The 16067-nt window shown below is 62.1% G+C and carries 16 protein-coding genes; 8 read left to right on the top strand and 8 right to left on the bottom strand.

Going from position 1 to position 16067, the window contains the following annotated elements; translation table 11 throughout:
• Positions 1–257 precede the first annotated feature (257 nt).
• Entirely contained in the window at positions 258–1367 is a 1110-nt protein-coding gene (locus M0D64_RS33590; protein ID WP_171927561.1) for a porin, read from the top strand.
• Positions 1368–1369: 2 nt separating this feature from the next.
• Positions 1370–2488 carry a nucleoside hydrolase gene (locus M0D64_RS33585; RefSeq protein ID WP_233468940.1) on the top strand — a complete coding sequence of 373 codons (1119 nt, stop codon included), beginning with the start codon at positions 1370–1372 and terminating at the stop codon, positions 2486–2488.
• A 62-nt stretch (positions 2489–2550) separates the two neighbouring features.
• On the opposite strand, the gene M0D64_RS33580 is transcribed toward M0D64_RS33585, so the two are convergent.
• The gene (locus tag M0D64_RS33580; protein WP_266260972.1) at positions 2551–3477 is read right to left on the bottom strand and encodes a LysR family transcriptional regulator; all 927 of its coding nucleotides are present in this window, start codon (positions 3475–3477) and stop codon (positions 2551–2553) included.
• Positions 3478–3560: 83 nt separating this feature from the next.
• Here M0D64_RS33580 and M0D64_RS33575 point away from each other — a divergent pair, with 83 nt between their 5' ends.
• Positions 3561–4907 (top strand): NCS2 family permease, encoded by a 1347-nt coding sequence (locus M0D64_RS33575; RefSeq protein WP_266260971.1) that lies wholly within the window; start codon positions 3561–3563, stop codon positions 4905–4907.
• Positions 4908–5018: 111 nt separating this feature from the next.
• The gene (gene add / locus M0D64_RS33570) at positions 5019–6116 is read left to right on the top strand and encodes an adenosine deaminase (protein WP_266260970.1); all 1098 of its coding nucleotides are present in this window, start codon (positions 5019–5021) and stop codon (positions 6114–6116) included.
• A 44-nt stretch (positions 6117–6160) separates the two neighbouring features.
• Here the strand turns inward: add and M0D64_RS33565 are convergent, their stop codons facing one another.
• Positions 6161–7021, bottom strand: a complete 861-nt coding sequence (locus M0D64_RS33565; protein ID WP_266260998.1) for a LysR family transcriptional regulator — start codon at positions 7019–7021, stop codon at positions 6161–6163.
• A gap of 166 nt (positions 7022–7187) precedes the next feature.
• Between M0D64_RS33565 and M0D64_RS33560 the strand changes: the two genes are divergently transcribed.
• The 3 genes from M0D64_RS33560 to M0D64_RS33550 all read left to right on the top strand — a co-directional run bounded on the left by M0D64_RS33560 (position 7188) and on the right by M0D64_RS33550 (position 10349).
• Positions 7188–8588 (top strand): DHA2 family efflux MFS transporter permease subunit, encoded by a 1401-nt coding sequence (locus tag M0D64_RS33560; protein ID WP_266260969.1) that lies wholly within the window; start codon positions 7188–7190, stop codon positions 8586–8588.
• Positions 8589–8997: 409 nt separating this feature from the next.
• The gene (locus tag M0D64_RS33555) at positions 8998–9927 is read left to right on the top strand and encodes a LysR family transcriptional regulator (RefSeq protein ID WP_266260968.1); all 930 of its coding nucleotides are present in this window, start codon (positions 8998–9000) and stop codon (positions 9925–9927) included.
• Positions 9928–10106: 179 nt separating this feature from the next.
• Positions 10107–10349: a hypothetical protein gene (locus M0D64_RS33550; RefSeq protein WP_266240625.1), complete on the top strand. Its 243-nt coding sequence runs from the start codon at positions 10107–10109 to the stop codon at positions 10347–10349.
• 63 nt (positions 10350–10412) lie between these two features.
• Here the strand turns inward: M0D64_RS33550 and M0D64_RS33545 are convergent, their stop codons facing one another.
• The 3 genes from M0D64_RS33545 to M0D64_RS33535 all read right to left on the bottom strand — a co-directional run bounded on the left by M0D64_RS33545 (position 10413) and on the right by M0D64_RS33535 (position 11960).
• Positions 10413–11129, bottom strand: a complete 717-nt coding sequence (locus tag M0D64_RS33545; RefSeq protein ID WP_266260967.1) for a Crp/Fnr family transcriptional regulator — start codon at positions 11127–11129, stop codon at positions 10413–10415.
• 219 nt (positions 11130–11348) lie between these two features.
• A complete protein-coding gene (locus M0D64_RS33540) occupies positions 11349–11591 on the bottom strand; it encodes a hypothetical protein (RefSeq protein WP_171927565.1) in 243 nt (80 codons plus the stop codon).
• Positions 11592–11708: 117 nt separating this feature from the next.
• Positions 11709–11960 carry a DUF1488 domain-containing protein gene (locus tag M0D64_RS33535; protein WP_093644935.1) on the bottom strand — a complete coding sequence of 84 codons (252 nt, stop codon included), beginning with the start codon at positions 11958–11960 and terminating at the stop codon, positions 11709–11711.
• A 405-nt stretch (positions 11961–12365) separates the two neighbouring features.
• Between M0D64_RS33535 and M0D64_RS33530 the strand changes: the two genes are divergently transcribed.
• A complete protein-coding gene (locus M0D64_RS33530; protein ID WP_266260966.1) occupies positions 12366–13445 on the top strand; it encodes a glycosyltransferase family 2 protein in 1080 nt (359 codons plus the stop codon).
• A 106-nt stretch (positions 13446–13551) separates the two neighbouring features.
• On the opposite strand, the gene M0D64_RS33525 is transcribed toward M0D64_RS33530, so the two are convergent.
• From M0D64_RS33525 to M0D64_RS33515, 3 genes are all read right to left on the bottom strand, one after another.
• Complete coding sequence (locus M0D64_RS33525; RefSeq protein WP_266260965.1) at positions 13552–14277, bottom strand: amino acid ABC transporter permease; 726 nt, start codon at positions 14275–14277, stop codon at positions 13552–13554.
• A 2-nt stretch (positions 14278–14279) separates the two neighbouring features.
• Positions 14280–15005, bottom strand: a complete 726-nt coding sequence (locus tag M0D64_RS33520) for an amino acid ABC transporter permease (RefSeq protein ID WP_266260964.1) — start codon at positions 15003–15005, stop codon at positions 14280–14282.
• 106 nt (positions 15006–15111) lie between these two features.
• Positions 15112–15933, bottom strand: coding sequence for an ABC transporter substrate-binding protein (locus M0D64_RS33515; RefSeq protein ID WP_266260963.1), 822 nt, complete (start codon positions 15931–15933; stop codon positions 15112–15114).
• Positions 15934–16067: the final 134 nt, after the last annotated feature.

Below are 16067 nucleotides of genomic sequence, written 5' to 3'. Positions count from 1 at the left end.
GAGTCTCATGGGGTAGATCGATGATCCACCATACAGAATCGCCCGAAGCCCGGCAACGATGCCATTACAGGCGATAAGGACGCTTGAGTTCAGCAGGCCTCGGACCGCCGGCGGCGCACGGAGACCTCGTTGAATAGATTAAATTTATGGAACTATAAGAAAACAACATTATTTTTATAGCCGACGGCTTCGTATAGTCGAGCCCAGTTCGAATGCGCCCTAGGCTCGGCGCCCTCCTTTCCCGCTACTGGACCACGATGAAACTACTCAAGTTCGCCCCTCTCGCGATTGCCGGCGCGCTCTCCAGCGCCGCCCATGCGCAAAGCAGCGTGACGCTGTATGGCCTGATTTCGGCGGGCGTCGGCTATGCGACGAATCAGGGCGGCAAGAACGCGTGGCAGGCACTCTCGGGGACCAACCAGAACCCGCGCTGGGGTTTGAAGGGCGTCGAAGATCTGGGCGGCGGCACGACCGCGATCTTCCAGCTGGAAAACGGCTTCAACGTGATGACCGGCACCGCGTCGCAAAACGGCCGCGAATTCGGCCGGCAGGCGTTCGTCGGGCTCGCCAGCAAGACGTACGGTACGTTGACCTTCGGCCGTCAGTACGACACGGTGCACGACTACGTCGGCCCGGTGATCATCGCGAGCAACGGCGTGAACATCGGCGACAACGACAACGGCTATAACGATATCCGCGTGCAGAATGCGGTGAAATACGTGACGCCCGACTATCACGGCCTGAAGGCCACCGCCGAGTACGGTTTCAGCAACGCCACCGGTTTCGCCAACAACAATGCGTACAGCTTCGGTGCCGGTTACGAGAACGGCCCCCTGAAGTGGAGCGTGGTCTACGCGCAGTACAACCACCCGTTTAGCGCGACCAATCCGGACGGCGCGATTTCGAACGACTATGCGTCGTCGCTACTTATCTTCGCGAAGAGCGCACTGCATCCGGCCGCGTACGCGAGCAAGCAGCGCATCTTCGGCACGGGTGGCTTCTATACGGTCGGCCCTGCGCAATTTGCAGCGCTCTTCACCGATGTCCGCTACGATTATCTCGACGGTTCGCATCTGCATTTGCAGAACTACAACCTGAACCTGAACTACCACGTGACGCCCGCGCTCGTTCTCGGCGCAGCGTATGCCTTCACTGACGGCAAATACGATGTGATCAACACGAGCCCCAAATGGCATCAGGTCAATCTGCAAGCCGACTATTTCCTGTCGAAACGCACCGACGTCGCGCTGACGGTGATCGCGCAGCAAGCTGCTGGCGACGCGCAACACGCGCAGATTTTTGCCTATGCGCAATCCACCGGCATCCGTCAAATGATCACGACGGTCGGCATGCGCCACGTATTCTAACGATGATGAACGCCTTCGATCCAACGCAGGACCGGCGCGCGTTTTTGCGCACGGCCATGGGACTCGCTGCGGGTGCATCGGCGTGGCCGATGCTGGCCGCCGCTTCAGGTGTTGCCGGAGCGGCTGACGCGGCCAGTGGCACGTCCTCTTCGAGCGCCCCCGCCTTGCAAAGCGGCACGCGCCGCAGCGTGATCATCGATTGCGATCCCGGTCAGGACGACGCGATTGCGATCCTGTTCGCCCTCGGCGCGAGCGATCGGCTCGACGTGCGCGCGATCACAACGGTCGCGGGCAACGTGCCACTGAACCTCACCGAACGCAACGCGCGCATCGTGCGTGACTGGGCCGAGCAGTCGCAATCGCTGCCGGTCTATGCCGGCTGCCCGAGTCCGCTCACGCGCGAACTGATCACGGCCGCCAACGTGCACGGCAAGACCGGTCTCGAAGGTGTGCCGCTGCATGAACCGCTCGCGCCTCTCGCGTCGCAGCATGCGGTCGCCTTCCTCATCGACACCTTGCGCGCGGCGCCGCCGCATAGCGTGACGCTGTGCGCGCTCGGGCCGTTGACCAACCTCGCTACCGCGTTCGCCGAAGCACCGGAGATCCGCAACGGCATCCGCGAAATCGTGCTGATGGGCGGCGCCTTCTTCGAGCGCGGCAACATCACGCCCGCGGCCGAGTTCAACATCTATGTCGACCCGCAGGCCGCGCAAGTCGTGTTTGCGAGCGGTGTACCGATCGTCGTGCTGCCGCGCGACGTCGCCGTGAAAGCACCGATCACGCCGGCCCGGATCGCGCCGATTCGCGCGCTCGGCAATCGCTGCGGCACCATGGCCGCCGACATCATGGCCGCGGAAGTCGCGTATCAGAAGGGACGCCGGGGCATTGAAGAAGCGCCCATGTACGACCCCTGCGCGACCGGCTACCTGATCGAGCCGTCCCTGTTCAAGGGACGCGAGGTCAACGTGATGATCGAGACAGTCGGCGAATGGACGCTCGGTGAAACCGTAGTGGACTGGAGCGGACACAGCGGCCGCAAGCCGAACGCGACCTGGATCACCGAAGTCGACGCGGACGGTTTTTATGCCGCCTTGCGCGCACGGCTCGCCACACTGCCGTGAAGCGGCGAACGCGTGAACCCGTGAAAGGCTTGGTAACGGTCATGCATACCGCACGCGTTGCGTCAGATATGCGCGGCGAGCCATTCGCGGCAAGCACGCACGTGCGGGCCGCGGTCGTCGCCGGCGAGCGAAATCAGTGCGATCGAACGGGTGACGCGCGGCTTGTCGAGGCGCAACGCGATCAGTTCCGTGTCGTGCAGATGCATGGTGTAGAGACTGGGCAGCACTGCAATCGCCAGACGGTTGCGCACGAGTTCGTACAACGGCTCCGTGTACTCGACGCGGTAGGCGACCGTCAGTTGCAGACCTTCGGCCCCGCCGGTGCGCTGCAATGCATCGCTGACACTACCGCGCACGAACACCGCGAGGTCGCGGCCCACCAGCTTTGCCCACGCGAGGCTCTTTTTCTGCGCGAGCGGATCGTCGCGCCGCACCACCACCACGATCTGATCCTCGAACAGATCCTCGTAGCGCAACGCGGCTTCGCCGTCGTTGTCCGCCGCGGTCGCATCGGGTTCGTGCACACCCACGCCGAAATCGACTGCCCCCTGGCGCACGGCATCAATCAAGGCGGTGTTCGGCATGTCGTTCAGCGTGAAACGCAGCGACGGTTGTTGTGCGCGCAACAAGGCGAGCGCGGGCAACAGGCGCGCCGCAGCCGACGGAATCAGTCCGATGCGCACCGTCTGCACGCGTTCGGCGAAGGTGCTCGCCATATCGTCGAAGGTACCGCGCGCCTGATTGAGCAGACGCTCCGCGAGCGGCAACACGCTGGCGCCCGCATGCGTGAGCGTCAGACGATGCGCGGAGCGCGCGAACAACGGGCCGCCGAGCAGGAACTCGATCTGCCGGATCGCTGCGGTCAGCGCGGGCTGCGTCAAGGCGAGCGACTGCGCGGCCTGCGTGAAGCTGCGTGCATGCGCAAGCGTCACGAAGTACTGGATTTGCCGCAGCGTGAGCGCGGGCAAGAGGGACGAACGGTCGGTCATGGAGAGCAATGCATCGACGCAATGCGCAGCAGTATAAATGGCGTGGTTACAGGATGAATCAATTGATCAATAACGAATCTTCAATGCCGACAGCAAACAACCTGGCACCCGCAGCGCGCGACGGCTGGCTCGAACGGCGTTTCGCACTCGTCGAACGCAAGACCAGCGTGCGTATCGAAACGATCGCCGGCATCACGTCGTTTCTGGCGGCCGCCTATCTGCTGGTGGTGATTCCGTCGCTGCTGTCGGCGGGCGGCATGGATCGCGGCGCGGCGACGACCGCAACGATTCTGGTGTTCGTGCTGAGCACGGTGCTGATGGCGCTGTATGCGAATCTGCCGTTTCTGGTGGGGCCCGGCATCGGCGGCTCGGTGATTCTCGGCATTACGCTCGCAGGCGAGCATGTCGCGTGGCAGACGGGCCTCGGCATCGCCTTCGTGTCCGGCGTGCTGTTTCTGATCCTGACGCTGGTGGGCGCGCGCAGTCTCGTGGTGCGGCTGATTCCGGCGCAAATCAAGCTTGGGCTTGGCGCCTCGATCGGCTTGTTCATCGCGGTGCTCGGCTTCCGTAATGCGGGGATGGTGGTCGCCAACGCGAAAACCAATGCGCTCGCGCTCGGCGATTTCTCGCGGCCCGGCACCCTGGTCGCCTTGATCGGCCTTGGCGCGGCTGTCGTGCTGCAGGGCCGCCGCGTACCCGGCGCGATTTTGTGGGCGATCCTGATTGCGGCCGCTACCGGTGTGCCGCTCGGCGTCACGCATATGCCCGCGTCGTTTCTGTCGTGGCCGCATAGCATCGCGCCGATTGCGTTCAAGCTCGACATTGCGAGCGCCTTGAGCGTGGCCGCCATTCCGTATCTGTTCGTGTTCTTCGCGGCGGAGTTTTTCTCGACGCTCGGCACCACGCTCGCAGTCGGCGCCAAAGCGGATCTGCTCGACGAAAACGCGAATCTGCCGAATATCAACCGCCCGTTTCTCGTCGATTCGATTGCGGCGACGCTCGGTCCGGTGTTCGGCATTCCAGCGCTCACGGCGCTTGTGGAATCCGCGGCAGGTGTTGAAGCGGGTGGACGTACGGGCCTTTCTTCGCTCGCGGCCGCCGCGATGTTCGCACTGATGCTGTTGTTCGTGCCGGTCGCGCTGGCCATTCCGAAAGAAGCCACCGCGCCCGCGTTGATCCTGATCGGACTATCGATGTTCAGCACGATTCGCCATACGCATTTCGACGACTTCAGCGACTCGCTGCCCGTTCTTTCGATGGTGCTGCTCACGTTGATGTCGAACAGTTTCGGCACCGGCATTGCGGGCGGTCTGCTCTGCTATGTGCTCGTCAAGCTGCTCGCCGGACGTTTCCGTGAAGTACCGTGGGGCCTCTATGTGCTGGCCGTGCCGCTCGGCTATTACTTCTATACCGTGGTCAAGCCGCATTGAGATTTGCACCTTAGCAACTTTGTTACCCGACTTTGCTGCACATTGTTATCCTGCATTCGCACTAAACTGAATTAGCGTCGAGTTTTACGCACTACCGAAAACCATACCGACATGAAAGAGACATTGGGCAACGTGCCCGCATCGCGCCTTGGCATTACGCTCACCGATGCCCATCGCGCCTTCTTCACCGCCCTGCCGAAGGTCGAATTGCATTGCCACCTGCTGGGCGCGGTGCGTCACGAGACCTTTATCGCGCTCGCTGAAAAGAGCCACGCGCCGATCGACCGCGAAGAGATCGACGCGTTCTATACTCGCGGCGAAAAGCCCCTCGGCGTGCTGCGTGTGCTGCGCGCGCTCGACGAGCATCTGCTCACGCATGCGGACGACCTGCATCGCATCGCCTACGAATATCTCGCCGATGCCGCCGCACACCAGGTGCGTCATAGCGAATTCTTCTGGAATCCTACCGGCACGGTGCGCGTCTCGAAGATTCCCTATGCGGATGCGCAAGCGGCCATCGTCACCGCGATTCGCGACGCCGCACTCGACTTTGGCATCAGCGCGCGACTGATCCCGAGCATCGACCGCGAAGCCGATCCCGACGAAGCGGTCGCGCTGGTCGACTGGATGTGCGCGCATCGCGCGGACGAAGTAGCGGGCCTCGGCATCGACTACCGCGAGAACGACCGGCCGCCTGAGTTGTTCTGGAAGGCGTACCGCAATGCGCGCAACGCCGGCTTCAAAACCACCGCGCATGCGGGCGAATTCGGCATGCCGTGGCGCAATGTCGAGACGGCCGTCGACCTGCTGCACTGCGACCGGATCGATCATGGCTATACGATCGTCGACAACCCGCAGTTGGCGGCCCAATACGCGGAACGCGGCATCGTGTTCACCGTGGTGCCGACCAACTCCTACTATTTGCGCACACTCGCCCCGGAAGTCTGGGCCGAACAGCATCCAATGCGGCGCATGCCGGGTCTGGGCCTGAAAATTCACCCGAACACCGACGACCCGACGCTGCACAAAGTGACGCCAAGCGAAGCATGGCAATTGATGTACAGTCACTTCGGCTTCAGCATCGCCGAGTTGCGGCAGTTCATGTTGAACGGCATCGACGGCGCATGGGTCGACGATGCAACGCGCCACGCATGGCGCGCGGCGTGGGGTGTGGAGTTTGACGCGTTAGCGGCGGCCTTGCCCGCTTAAGTGCGGACTGCGCCTCGGGTCAGGCTAGCCACTCTCGCGCGGTTTCATTCACCAATCCACGAGCCGCGCAAATCGCTGTCGTGCAGCAATTGCAGCAACGTGCCCGCCGGACGGCTCAGCCGTTTGGCGGCCAGCGCGATGAATTCCACCGAGGGCAGTGTCGGCAGACTGGCCGCGTTGAGCGGCGGTGTCAGGCCCCGCGCGGCCAGATACTGTGGCCGAACCGTGATACCGAGCCCACCGCGCGCAGCCGCAATGCAGCCCGAGTGACTGCTGCTCGTACACACCACCTGCCAGCTAAAACCGGTTTCGGCGAGCGCGTCGAGCACCACCGCCCGCGTCACGCTCGGCTCCGCGACCAGAATCAGCGGCAACGGCTGGCTAAGATCGACCAGCGTGCCGGTGCGCGCCAGCCACTCCAGCCGCCCCGTGAACAGCGGCACGCCGCGCCGGTCACCCAGACGGCGCTTGCCGACCAGCAGATCGATCGAGCCGGCGTCCAGCAACTCATACAGCTTGCCGGTCATGCCGATCGTGATTTCCAGTTCGACATCGGGATGCGCGTCGCGAAACGCCGCCAGCACCGTAGGCAGCGGCCCGAGCGCGACGTCGTCCGATGAACCGAGTCGCACGCGCCCTTTCAGGCGCGGCGCGCGAAACTGCGATTCGGCCCGCGCGAGCGCTTGCAGGATCACGCTGGCGTGCGCGAGCATGGCCTCGCCGTCCGGAGTCATCGCGAGCGAATGGGTGTCGCGAACGAACAGGCGCCGCCCGACGCTCTGTTCGAGCCGGCGGATGTGTTCGCTAACGCTCGACTGCGTGAGGTCGAGTTGCCGCCCCGCCTCAGTGAAGCTATGGCAGGCCGCGACTGTCGCGAAGGTCTTGAGCCAGATGGGATTGAGCATGCCTGTCATTGTGACCCTGGTCATCGGCAAAGTCGATAACAGTCAACAACCCTAGTGGGGTTCCCGATCGACGACGATGTCAATATGATGACGGAATCCCCCAACGATCGCTCCGAGCTCGGCCCGCCGGTCCGTCCGCCCCGCCGCCCCCGCAGCTCAATTGAACATGAACAAGGATTCCGCCCAGACCGCGCTACTCTGGATCGTCGCCGCCGGCTTTTTCATGCAGTCGCTCGACACGACGATCGTCAACACCGCGTTGCCGTCGATTGCGAACAGCCTGCACGTCGCACCCCTCGCGATGCAGCCGATCGTGGTTGCCTACACGCTGACCATGGCGATGCTCACCCCTGCGTCGGGCTGGCTCGCCGACCGCTTCGGCACGCGGCGCGTCTATTTCGTGGCGATTCTGATATTCGTGCTCGGATCGATCTGCTGCGCGAGCGCGCATACGCTCGGTCAACTGGTGATGGCGCGGGTCCTGCAAGGCCTGGGTGGCTCGATGCTGCTGCCGATCGGCCGGCTCGCCGTCCTGCGGAGCGTCTCGAGCGAGCAATACGTGTCGGCGCTCGCGTTCATTTCGATTGCCGGCCAGTTGGGGCCGATCGCCGGCCCGACACTCGGCGGCTGGTTCGTTGAGGCCATCACGTGGCACTGGATCTTTCTGATCAATGTGCCGATCGGTGCGTTGGGGCTCTACGCGGTGCAGCGGTTTTTGCCGGCGCATGGCGAAACCCAGGCGCCGCCGTTCGACTTCGTTGGTTGTGGGCTGCTGTCGCTGTGCATGATCGCGTTTTCGCTGGCCGTCGAGGTGCCGGTCGAGACGTATCGCGCGGCATGGTCGGCGGGTCTCTTCGCGCTCGCGGTAGTCAGCGCGCTCGCCTACATTCCGCACGCAAAGCGCCGCAATAATCCACTCTTCAAACTCTCGCTCTTTAGCGAACCGAATTTCAGCGTGGGTCTGATCGGCAACCTGGTGTGCCGCATCGGCTCGAGCGCCGTACCGTTTCTCGTGCCGTTGCTGCTGCAATTGCAACTCGGCTACACACCGCTGCATTCCGGCCTGATGATGCTGCCTGCCGCACTTGCCGGCACCCTCACCAAACGCTGGATTGCGCCGCTCGTGCGCCGCTACGGCTATGACACGTTCCTGCTCGTCAACACGATAATCGTGGGGTCGGCGATCGTTGCGTTCGCATTGATTACGCGTGGTACGCCGCTCATCGTCGAGATCGTGATTCTGGCGGTGTTCGGCGGCGCCAACTCCATGCAATTCGCGGCGATGAACAGCGTCACGCTCAAAGGCCTCTCGCATGAAGATGCCGGCAGCGGCAACAGCCTCTTTTCGATGGTGCAGATGCTGGCGATCGGCTTGGGTGTCTCGATCGGCGGCGGGCTGGTGAATCTGTTCTCCGCGCAATGGGGATCGGCGGCGCTCGGGTTCCGCCTGAGCTTCGTGTGCGTGGGCGTCATCACGCTGGTGTCCGCATGGGTGTTTCGCCATCTCGACGAAGCGCCCGTCACACGCAACGTGCGTGGCCAGGCGACCCAGGGCGCGGGGCGCTGACTGCCGGCGTGGCGGATTCGCGTACGCGCCGGGCCCTGGCTACGCTGAGTCGGACCTGACCGAGGCCGACTCAGCGCACTGCCGCCGCTACCCTCAGTCCGGCAAACGGATGCCGGACAATCCCTCGCACGCTTCGCTCGAATAAAAACTCGCGACATGATGGCGCGCTCCGTTGATCAGTCATATATGCCTGACGCATGGTGAGAACCGCGTTCCATCGTGCAGCAGGCGAACCCGTGCAGATTAGTGCCAAACGAGTGCCTGACGCGATAGCGCGGCTGTCATTCCACTCATGATGCGGTGTCATTGATTAGCTGGGACAGGTGGCATTTCCCGGCGTCCTCGCATGAATTCAAACTGTGTTTCGCGATAGCATGTCATGCATTAATGCATAACAAGGGAATATCACATGCCATTTGACGAGCGCATGCTGAACGGTATGGGCGTGCTGACGGCAATTGTCGACTGCGGCAGTTTTGCGGCGGCAGGCGAAGCACTCGACATGTCGCAATCCGGCGTCAGCCGTTCGGTTGCACGGCTCGAAGCACGCCTCGGCATCCGGCTATTCGACCGCACCACCCGCTCGGTTACGCTGACTGACGAAGGCCGGCGTTTCTACGAACAGATCGTGCCGCTGCTCGGCGGACTCGAAGAAGCAGCGGCTTCGGCAGCGCAGGGCGCCACGGCGGTTCGTGGACGTTTGCGTGTGAACATGGACCCGTTCTTTTCGCGTCTCGTGCTGGGGCCGAGGCTCGGCGGCTTCGTCGACAAGCATGCCGATCTGCATCTCGAGTTGATCACACGAGACCAGTTAGGCGATATGGTGGCCGACGGTTTCGATCTTGCGATCCGTTTCGGCGACCCGCCGGTTTCGTCGCTCATTGCGCGCAAGCTGCTCGACACACGGGTTCTGACCGTCGCCGCGCCCTCGTATCTGAAGAAACACGGTCATCCGGCAAGCCCGGCCGAACTCGAAAGCGGCAAGCACGCATGCATCAAGTTTCGTGATCCGCTAACGGGTTACCCGTTCAGTTGGGAGTTTCATCGCGGACGCAAGAAGACGACGATTACGCCGCAAGGCCGCCTGACCGTGAACGACGTCGGCACCTTGCATAGCGTATGCGCTGCCGGTCAGGGCGTCGCGCAGATTCTCGCCTTCGGCGCCGAGTCGTTGCTCGCCAGTGGCAAACTGGTCGAACTGTTTCCCGACTGGAGCGACGAGGTTTATCCGCTGTATGCGCTCTATCCTTCGCGGCATCATCCGCCGGCCAAGGTGCGGGCATTCTTCGACTTCATCGTTTCGCTCACTGGCGGCCCGACACGCGAAACGGCCGCTTGAATGGCGGCTGGGCGAGTGTGACGCCTCGCTGACAGCCATCGAGCGGCATCCGTGCGTTTATCAGCTGGAATTTGTCGGCGTAGAAAGCGCGACTTCGCATCTTGTACGCTAGCGTGCAGACACAATCTCGCGGTGCGCGCAGGCTAAGTGAAGGCACTCACAGCACGTACGGAAAAACTATGTCGAACTACCCATTTGAGAGCGAGCTCGCCCATCTCGAACAGATTATTCCCTTTCTCGTGCCTGCTCCGCCGTTGGGCCTGCCCTATTGGCGACGCCGGATTCTCGCCTTGTCGCCGCCTGAAGGACGTCTACCGGTTGGCAGTGTCCAACGTATCGGCAGGTTAATGGACGTATTCGAGGAAATCGAACGCAAGGCTTCACCGGACGCGGCGTCCACAGCAAGGACAACGACACGCTAGCGCGCTGGACGGCGAGCCGGATCAGCAAGCAGTGCTCGCCCTCACTTCGCCAGGGGGCGTTCGCTAGATCGCCTGCAATGCCGGTAACAGCCGGTCGAATTCGCGTTTGACCACCGCGTAGCATTCACACACGTGGGCCTCCAGACCGGGCCGGTCCAGCACGGTGATATGGCCGTGGCTATAGCGGATCAAGCCGGCGTTCTGCAGTTTGAGCGCCGCCGCAGTAACACCAGAGCGGCGCACGCCGAGCATATTGGCAATGAGCTCCTGAGTCATGCGCAACTCGTTCGACGGCAGGCGGTCGATGCTGAGCAGTAGCCAGCGGCACAATTGTTGATCGATCGAATGATGGCGGTTGCATACCGCGGTCTGCGCCATCTGGGTAATGAGTGCCTGCGTGTAGCGCAACAGAAGGCGCTGCATGGGCCCCCCGCGATTGAATTCGTCTTTCAGCATGCGGGCATTCAAGCGCCAGGCGCGGCCCGCGCTTTGCACGAGCGCACGGCTCGGCGTAGTCTCACCGCCCATGAACAGCGACACGCCGACGATGCCTTCATGTCCCACGATGGCGATCTCTGCCGAGGCGCCGTCTTCCATCACATAGAGCAACGAAATAATCGACGTGGTGGGGAAAAAGACGTGTTCGAGTTGACCGCCGGATTCGTAGATCACCTGACCTAACGGCAAATCGACTTCAACCAGATGCGACTCGATGCGCGCCCACTCCATTTCGGGCAACACCGCCAACAGGTGATTCGCTTTGGGGTCACCCTTGAGCATCGGTGGCTCCTTGCTGGGTTCCGGACGCGCCAGCGGCGCGGCTACGCATTGATCTGCGGAAACGGCGCAAGCACGCGTTCCGCTGCAGCGGTGATTATGAACCGCGCGCCGGACGCGCGGAATCGGGTAAAGCGCCCGCTTCGCTGCTGCCGTGAGCTTCAACGGGCACGGCACAAACAGAAAAACCGGCTTGACGCCGGTTATTTTCGTTCCGAATGCCTACAGAGCGACGGGTTTCTTTTTGAGCATCAGGGGTCGGCGCGTTTGCATCAGCGTGCGTTTCGCACCCAGCCACTTCGTCACGTGCTTGACCCATTGCTTGGGCGCGGCTTCATTGCCCTGCCCCTGCTGCGGCTCGTTTGCCGCCGGTGCGGCCGTTTTTTCGCTTTCGGCGAGGCGTGCTGCTTCGCGCCGCCGTTTGCTGTCGGCAATTTCTTCTAGGTTGACCTGGTCATCATCCATGCTGGAACTCCCGCGACAAAGCAAGGCGATACGCCGGTAGGCGCCGCGCTGCTTCGGCTGTGGAACAAGGCGGCGCACGGCAGGTCCGGTTGGACCTACCGCGCCGCGCTCGCTGTATCAAGAAATCGTGTAGCGGTTTTGCGGACCGCCGACATACAGACCGCGAGCGAGCGTGAGGATTTGCTCGCGATGACGGTCGAAGGCTGCCAGCACTGCCGGCTCGTCGGAGCCTGCGCTCGGGCTCAGATTCGAAATGACCGAATTGTTGACAGTGAAGGCGATTTCGCGCGCATTGTCATAGCCCCAGAAATTGACACAATGACGGAAGGCGTCATAGCTGCGGCTTGGGTTCGGGAAGTTGAGGGACATTTCACGCTCCCGTGGTGTTTTCCTTCTCCACGGTGCGCTGAATATGGGGCGCGGTCAAGGTGTTGTTTGTAAGTGTGGGTGTTAGTCGGGCAAGCTGCCCGAATGCCACGACGAAGGGCGCGATCAGCCGCCGGCAGACCGTTCCGGAAAAAACCCGACGAAGGCGAACCGTCAGTGAGTTGATTTATTAACCGCTGACCCAACCGCTAGCCCAAGCGGCTTTGATGCGTTTTGGCATCAAAGCCGCACAAATTTTCCCCTTCGAACCCCTTTCACAGCGCGGACATTTCTTCCGATTTATTACGGATTATTTTTTTCCCGCAATGGACTATTTTGCTGCATGCAGCAATGTGTGCGCAAAGCGAACCGGCTGCCGCCCCTTAACAGATAAGAACGGAGACGCCTGTGTTCACCTTCTCCACTCCTACGTCCCGCACCTCTCCCAAGGTTTCCATTTGCCTGCCCACCTACAATCGGCCTGAGTTGATCGTCGAGTGCATCGATTCGTGCCTCGCGCAGACGTATGGCAATCTGGAGATTGTGATCGGCGACGATTCAAAGGACGCACGCACCCAGCAGTTGATCGCGCAACGCTACGCGAACGAGCCACGCGTGCGCTATGCGAAGAACCAGCCGGCACTCGGCCAGGCTCGCAACGTTGCGAGTCTGTTCGCGCGCGCACGCGGCGACAAGATCCTGCTGATTCACGACGACGACCTGCTCACCACCGACGGCGTCGAAAAGCTGGTGTCGCTGTGGAAGCTTCATCCGCAGCTCGAAGTGGCCTTCGCCGATCAGTACGAGGCCGATCACACCGGCGCCGTCGACTTCGAAGGCAGTGCACGCCTGAACACCGCGTTTCGACGCACTCGGGACGCTGAAGGCTTGCAAGCTTTGCCGGGCAGAACCGGCCTGATCCAGATGTTCCCGAACAACGGCTGGATGGCGAACGCGGACCTTGTCAAACGGATCGGCTACAGCGACCAGCACGGCATGTGCTGCGATTTCGTGTTCGGCACCGAACTCTGTCTCGCGGCGCGCGAGGTGTTTTATCTGCACGAATACGTGTCGGTGTATCGGAAGACCGCGACGTCGATCTCGCATAGCACGCGCGGCACGACGGTTGCCGCGACCGTCAGTGCGTATGCGTTCGTCAAGGCGCTGAAACTGCCGCCGCAACTGGAACCGTCACGCAAGCTGGCGTTGCGCCGTCTCGCGCCGATCGTCGTCTCGGTTCATGCGAACAATCGCCAGGTCATGCCCGGGTTGAAGATCGCGTTCACGCATCTCTTCGCCTACAACTATGGCTTCAGCACGCGGCTCTATTACCACCTGCTCATGCTCTCGCGTGCGGCTGTGAGCGTACGGCAGCGCGCAACGGTGGCTGCGGTGGTCGCGGCAGCACCGGCTGTCGTCACCGAACCAGCCGCCGCTGTGACGGAGCTCGTCACGGACCTCGTGACCGATCAATCCGAACTGGTCTGACGCTGCCGTAGCTGGAAGCGGCTGTCCGTTCCTTCGCCGCAGCGTGTTCTATCGGCCCAATCGCCGGACAACATCGCTGCGGTTATAAGGCTTTACGGCTAGCCGCTTAGTCGCCAGACAACGCCTGGGTGGCGGCCGGTGCGCGTGGCCGCACGATGCGCTTGCGCCGCGTCAATGCATAAGTGGCGATGCGGTCAAGCGCCGTGCACAACACCAGATAGATGAAGCCGACGAACAAAAAGATCTGCGCGGGATAGACCATCAGCCGATTGCTGACCTGCGTCGCGACGAACGACAACTCGCCGACGCCGACGATATACGCAAGCGAGGTGTCCTTCACCAGCGACACCCATTGATTCACGAACGAAGGCGCCATGATGCGCATCGCCTGCGGCAGCGACACATAGCGCAGTGTTTGCATCCGCGTGAGACCGAGCGACAGCCCGGCTTGCCACTGGCCGTCGCCGACCGCACGAATGCCCGCGTGCACCGAGTGCGCGAGGTACGCACCACCGATCAGCGAGAGCGCGCAGACGACCGTTGCGAGTCCGGGCACATCGACATGGAAGACCATCGGCAACAGGAAATACGTCCAGAAAATCAGCATCAGCACCGGAATCGCGCGGAAGAATCCGATCACGAGCAGCAATGGCACACGGGCGATGCGCCCCGCCAACGCCAATGCAATGCCACCTGCAAGGCCGAACACGGCCGACGCAAGCGCCGAACACAATGCCAGCACCAGCGTGAGCGCCGCGCCGCCGAGCGGTCCCTGCGGAAATGCGCCGACCAGCAGATACGGCAGGTTATGAGCAAACAGTGTCCACGTCATGCTCAGCGCCTCGCGAATGAACGGTCACGCGCATGCGCCACCGTATGCGAGACGGCTTCGATCAACGCGATAGCGACGATATACAACACGGTGGCCACACCGAACGCTTCGAACGTTTTAAAGCTCTCCGTCTCGACCTGACGCGACGCGTACGACAGTTCGGCAAGACCGATCGCCATGGTCAGCGATGAATTTTTCACGAGGTTCATGTATTGGCCGAAGAGCGGCGGCAGCGAAATGCGCACGGCTTGCGGCAAAACGATGTAGCGGAACGCCTGCAATGGCGTAAGACCAAGAGCCGCGGCCGCGGCATGCTGACCAACCGGCACGCCGCGCAAACCCGCCTGGAACTCCTCAGCGATGAAAGCCGCCGTGTAGCACGTAAGCCCGAGCCACCCGGCGACAAACTCGAACGACGGCCAGCGCAGCGCGTACTCGCCGAGGTGCACGCCATGCGGCGTGTTCAGCCATTGCATCACCGCGTCAGGCATCAGCGTGGCCGCGCCGAAGTACCAGAAGAACAGTTGCACCAGCAACGGCGTGTTGCGAAACACCAGCACATACGCGGCCGTTGCGCGGCGCAGCCAGCCATACCGCGCATGACGGGCGATCGCCAGCGCGAAGCCGGATACGGTGGCCGCGAGCGCCACCGTCAACGCGAGACCGACGGTGACACCGAAGCCTTGCCACAGCCACATCAGATACTTTGGAGCGAACCACGCTTGCATCTTTGAACCTGCTTCCTGAAACCTGCTTCTTTCGAAAACGCCGACGGGCACGTTGCCAACGTGCCCGTTCATTGCTGGGTGCCTGGGTGCTACAGCGACACGACGATCAGGTCTTGTCGCCGATCTTGAAGATGCGCGCGAGCGGCGTCTTCGTTTGCGGACCGAACCAGCGGTTGTAGATTGTCGCGGCCGAGCCGTCGGCTTCCAGTCCCTTCTGCGTGTCGTTCACGAAGCCGACAAGGCGCGTCTCGCCCTTCGGGATGCCGACGCCCATGTAGTCGTTCGAAATCGTGAACGCCGGAATCTCGTAGTTCTGCTTGTCCGGCACGTTCGCGAGCAGGCCGACCAGCTTCGGCCCATCTTGCGTGATCGCCTGCACGTTGCCGGCTCGCAAAGCCGCGAACGCGAACGGCGTGTCGTCGTATGCGACGATCGTGGCTTGCGGGAATTTCTCGCGCAGCGTGATCTCGTTGGTGGTGCCCTTGTCGGCACCCACTCGCAGGCTGTTGATCTGATCCGTCGACTTCAGCACGCCCTTCTTCGCCAGGAACTGCTGGCCCGACGAGAAATACGGAATGCTGAAATCGACCTGTTTGGCGCGCTCGTCGGTGATCGTGAAGTTGGCGAGCACCAGGTCCACTTTCTTCGACGTCAGGAACGGAATGCGGTTGGCCGGATTGGTCGGTTGCAGTTCGAGTTTCACGCCGAGCTTGTCGGCAAGCGCCTTCGCGTAGTCGACGTCGAGGCCGACAATATGGTTGCTGGTTGCGTCGACGTAACCGAACGGCGGATTGCTGTCGAAGATCGCGACGCGCAGTACGCCGGTCTTCCTGATGTCGTCGAGACGGTCGGCATAGGCGAGCCCCGGTACCGTCAGCGAGAGTCCCGTCAGTGTCATTAACCAGGCAGCGAGTATTTTCGATTTCATTTTTATGGATCTCTTGGTTTGTGCGTGATGCTTGTTCAATATGCGTGCGATGTTTCAGAAACGGATGCGTGTTGGCGATATCCGTCGTAAATCTGTCGCAAGCGCGAGGTGCAACCGATAGCCACGCATCGGCG

Origin of the sequence: Paraburkholderia sp. WS6, assembly GCF_030464835.1 — a bacterium.
In the GTDB taxonomy this organism is placed as follows: domain Bacteria; phylum Pseudomonadota; class Gammaproteobacteria; order Burkholderiales; family Burkholderiaceae; genus Paraburkholderia; species Paraburkholderia madseniana.
This window is presented reverse-complemented; position numbering and strand designations above follow the sequence as displayed.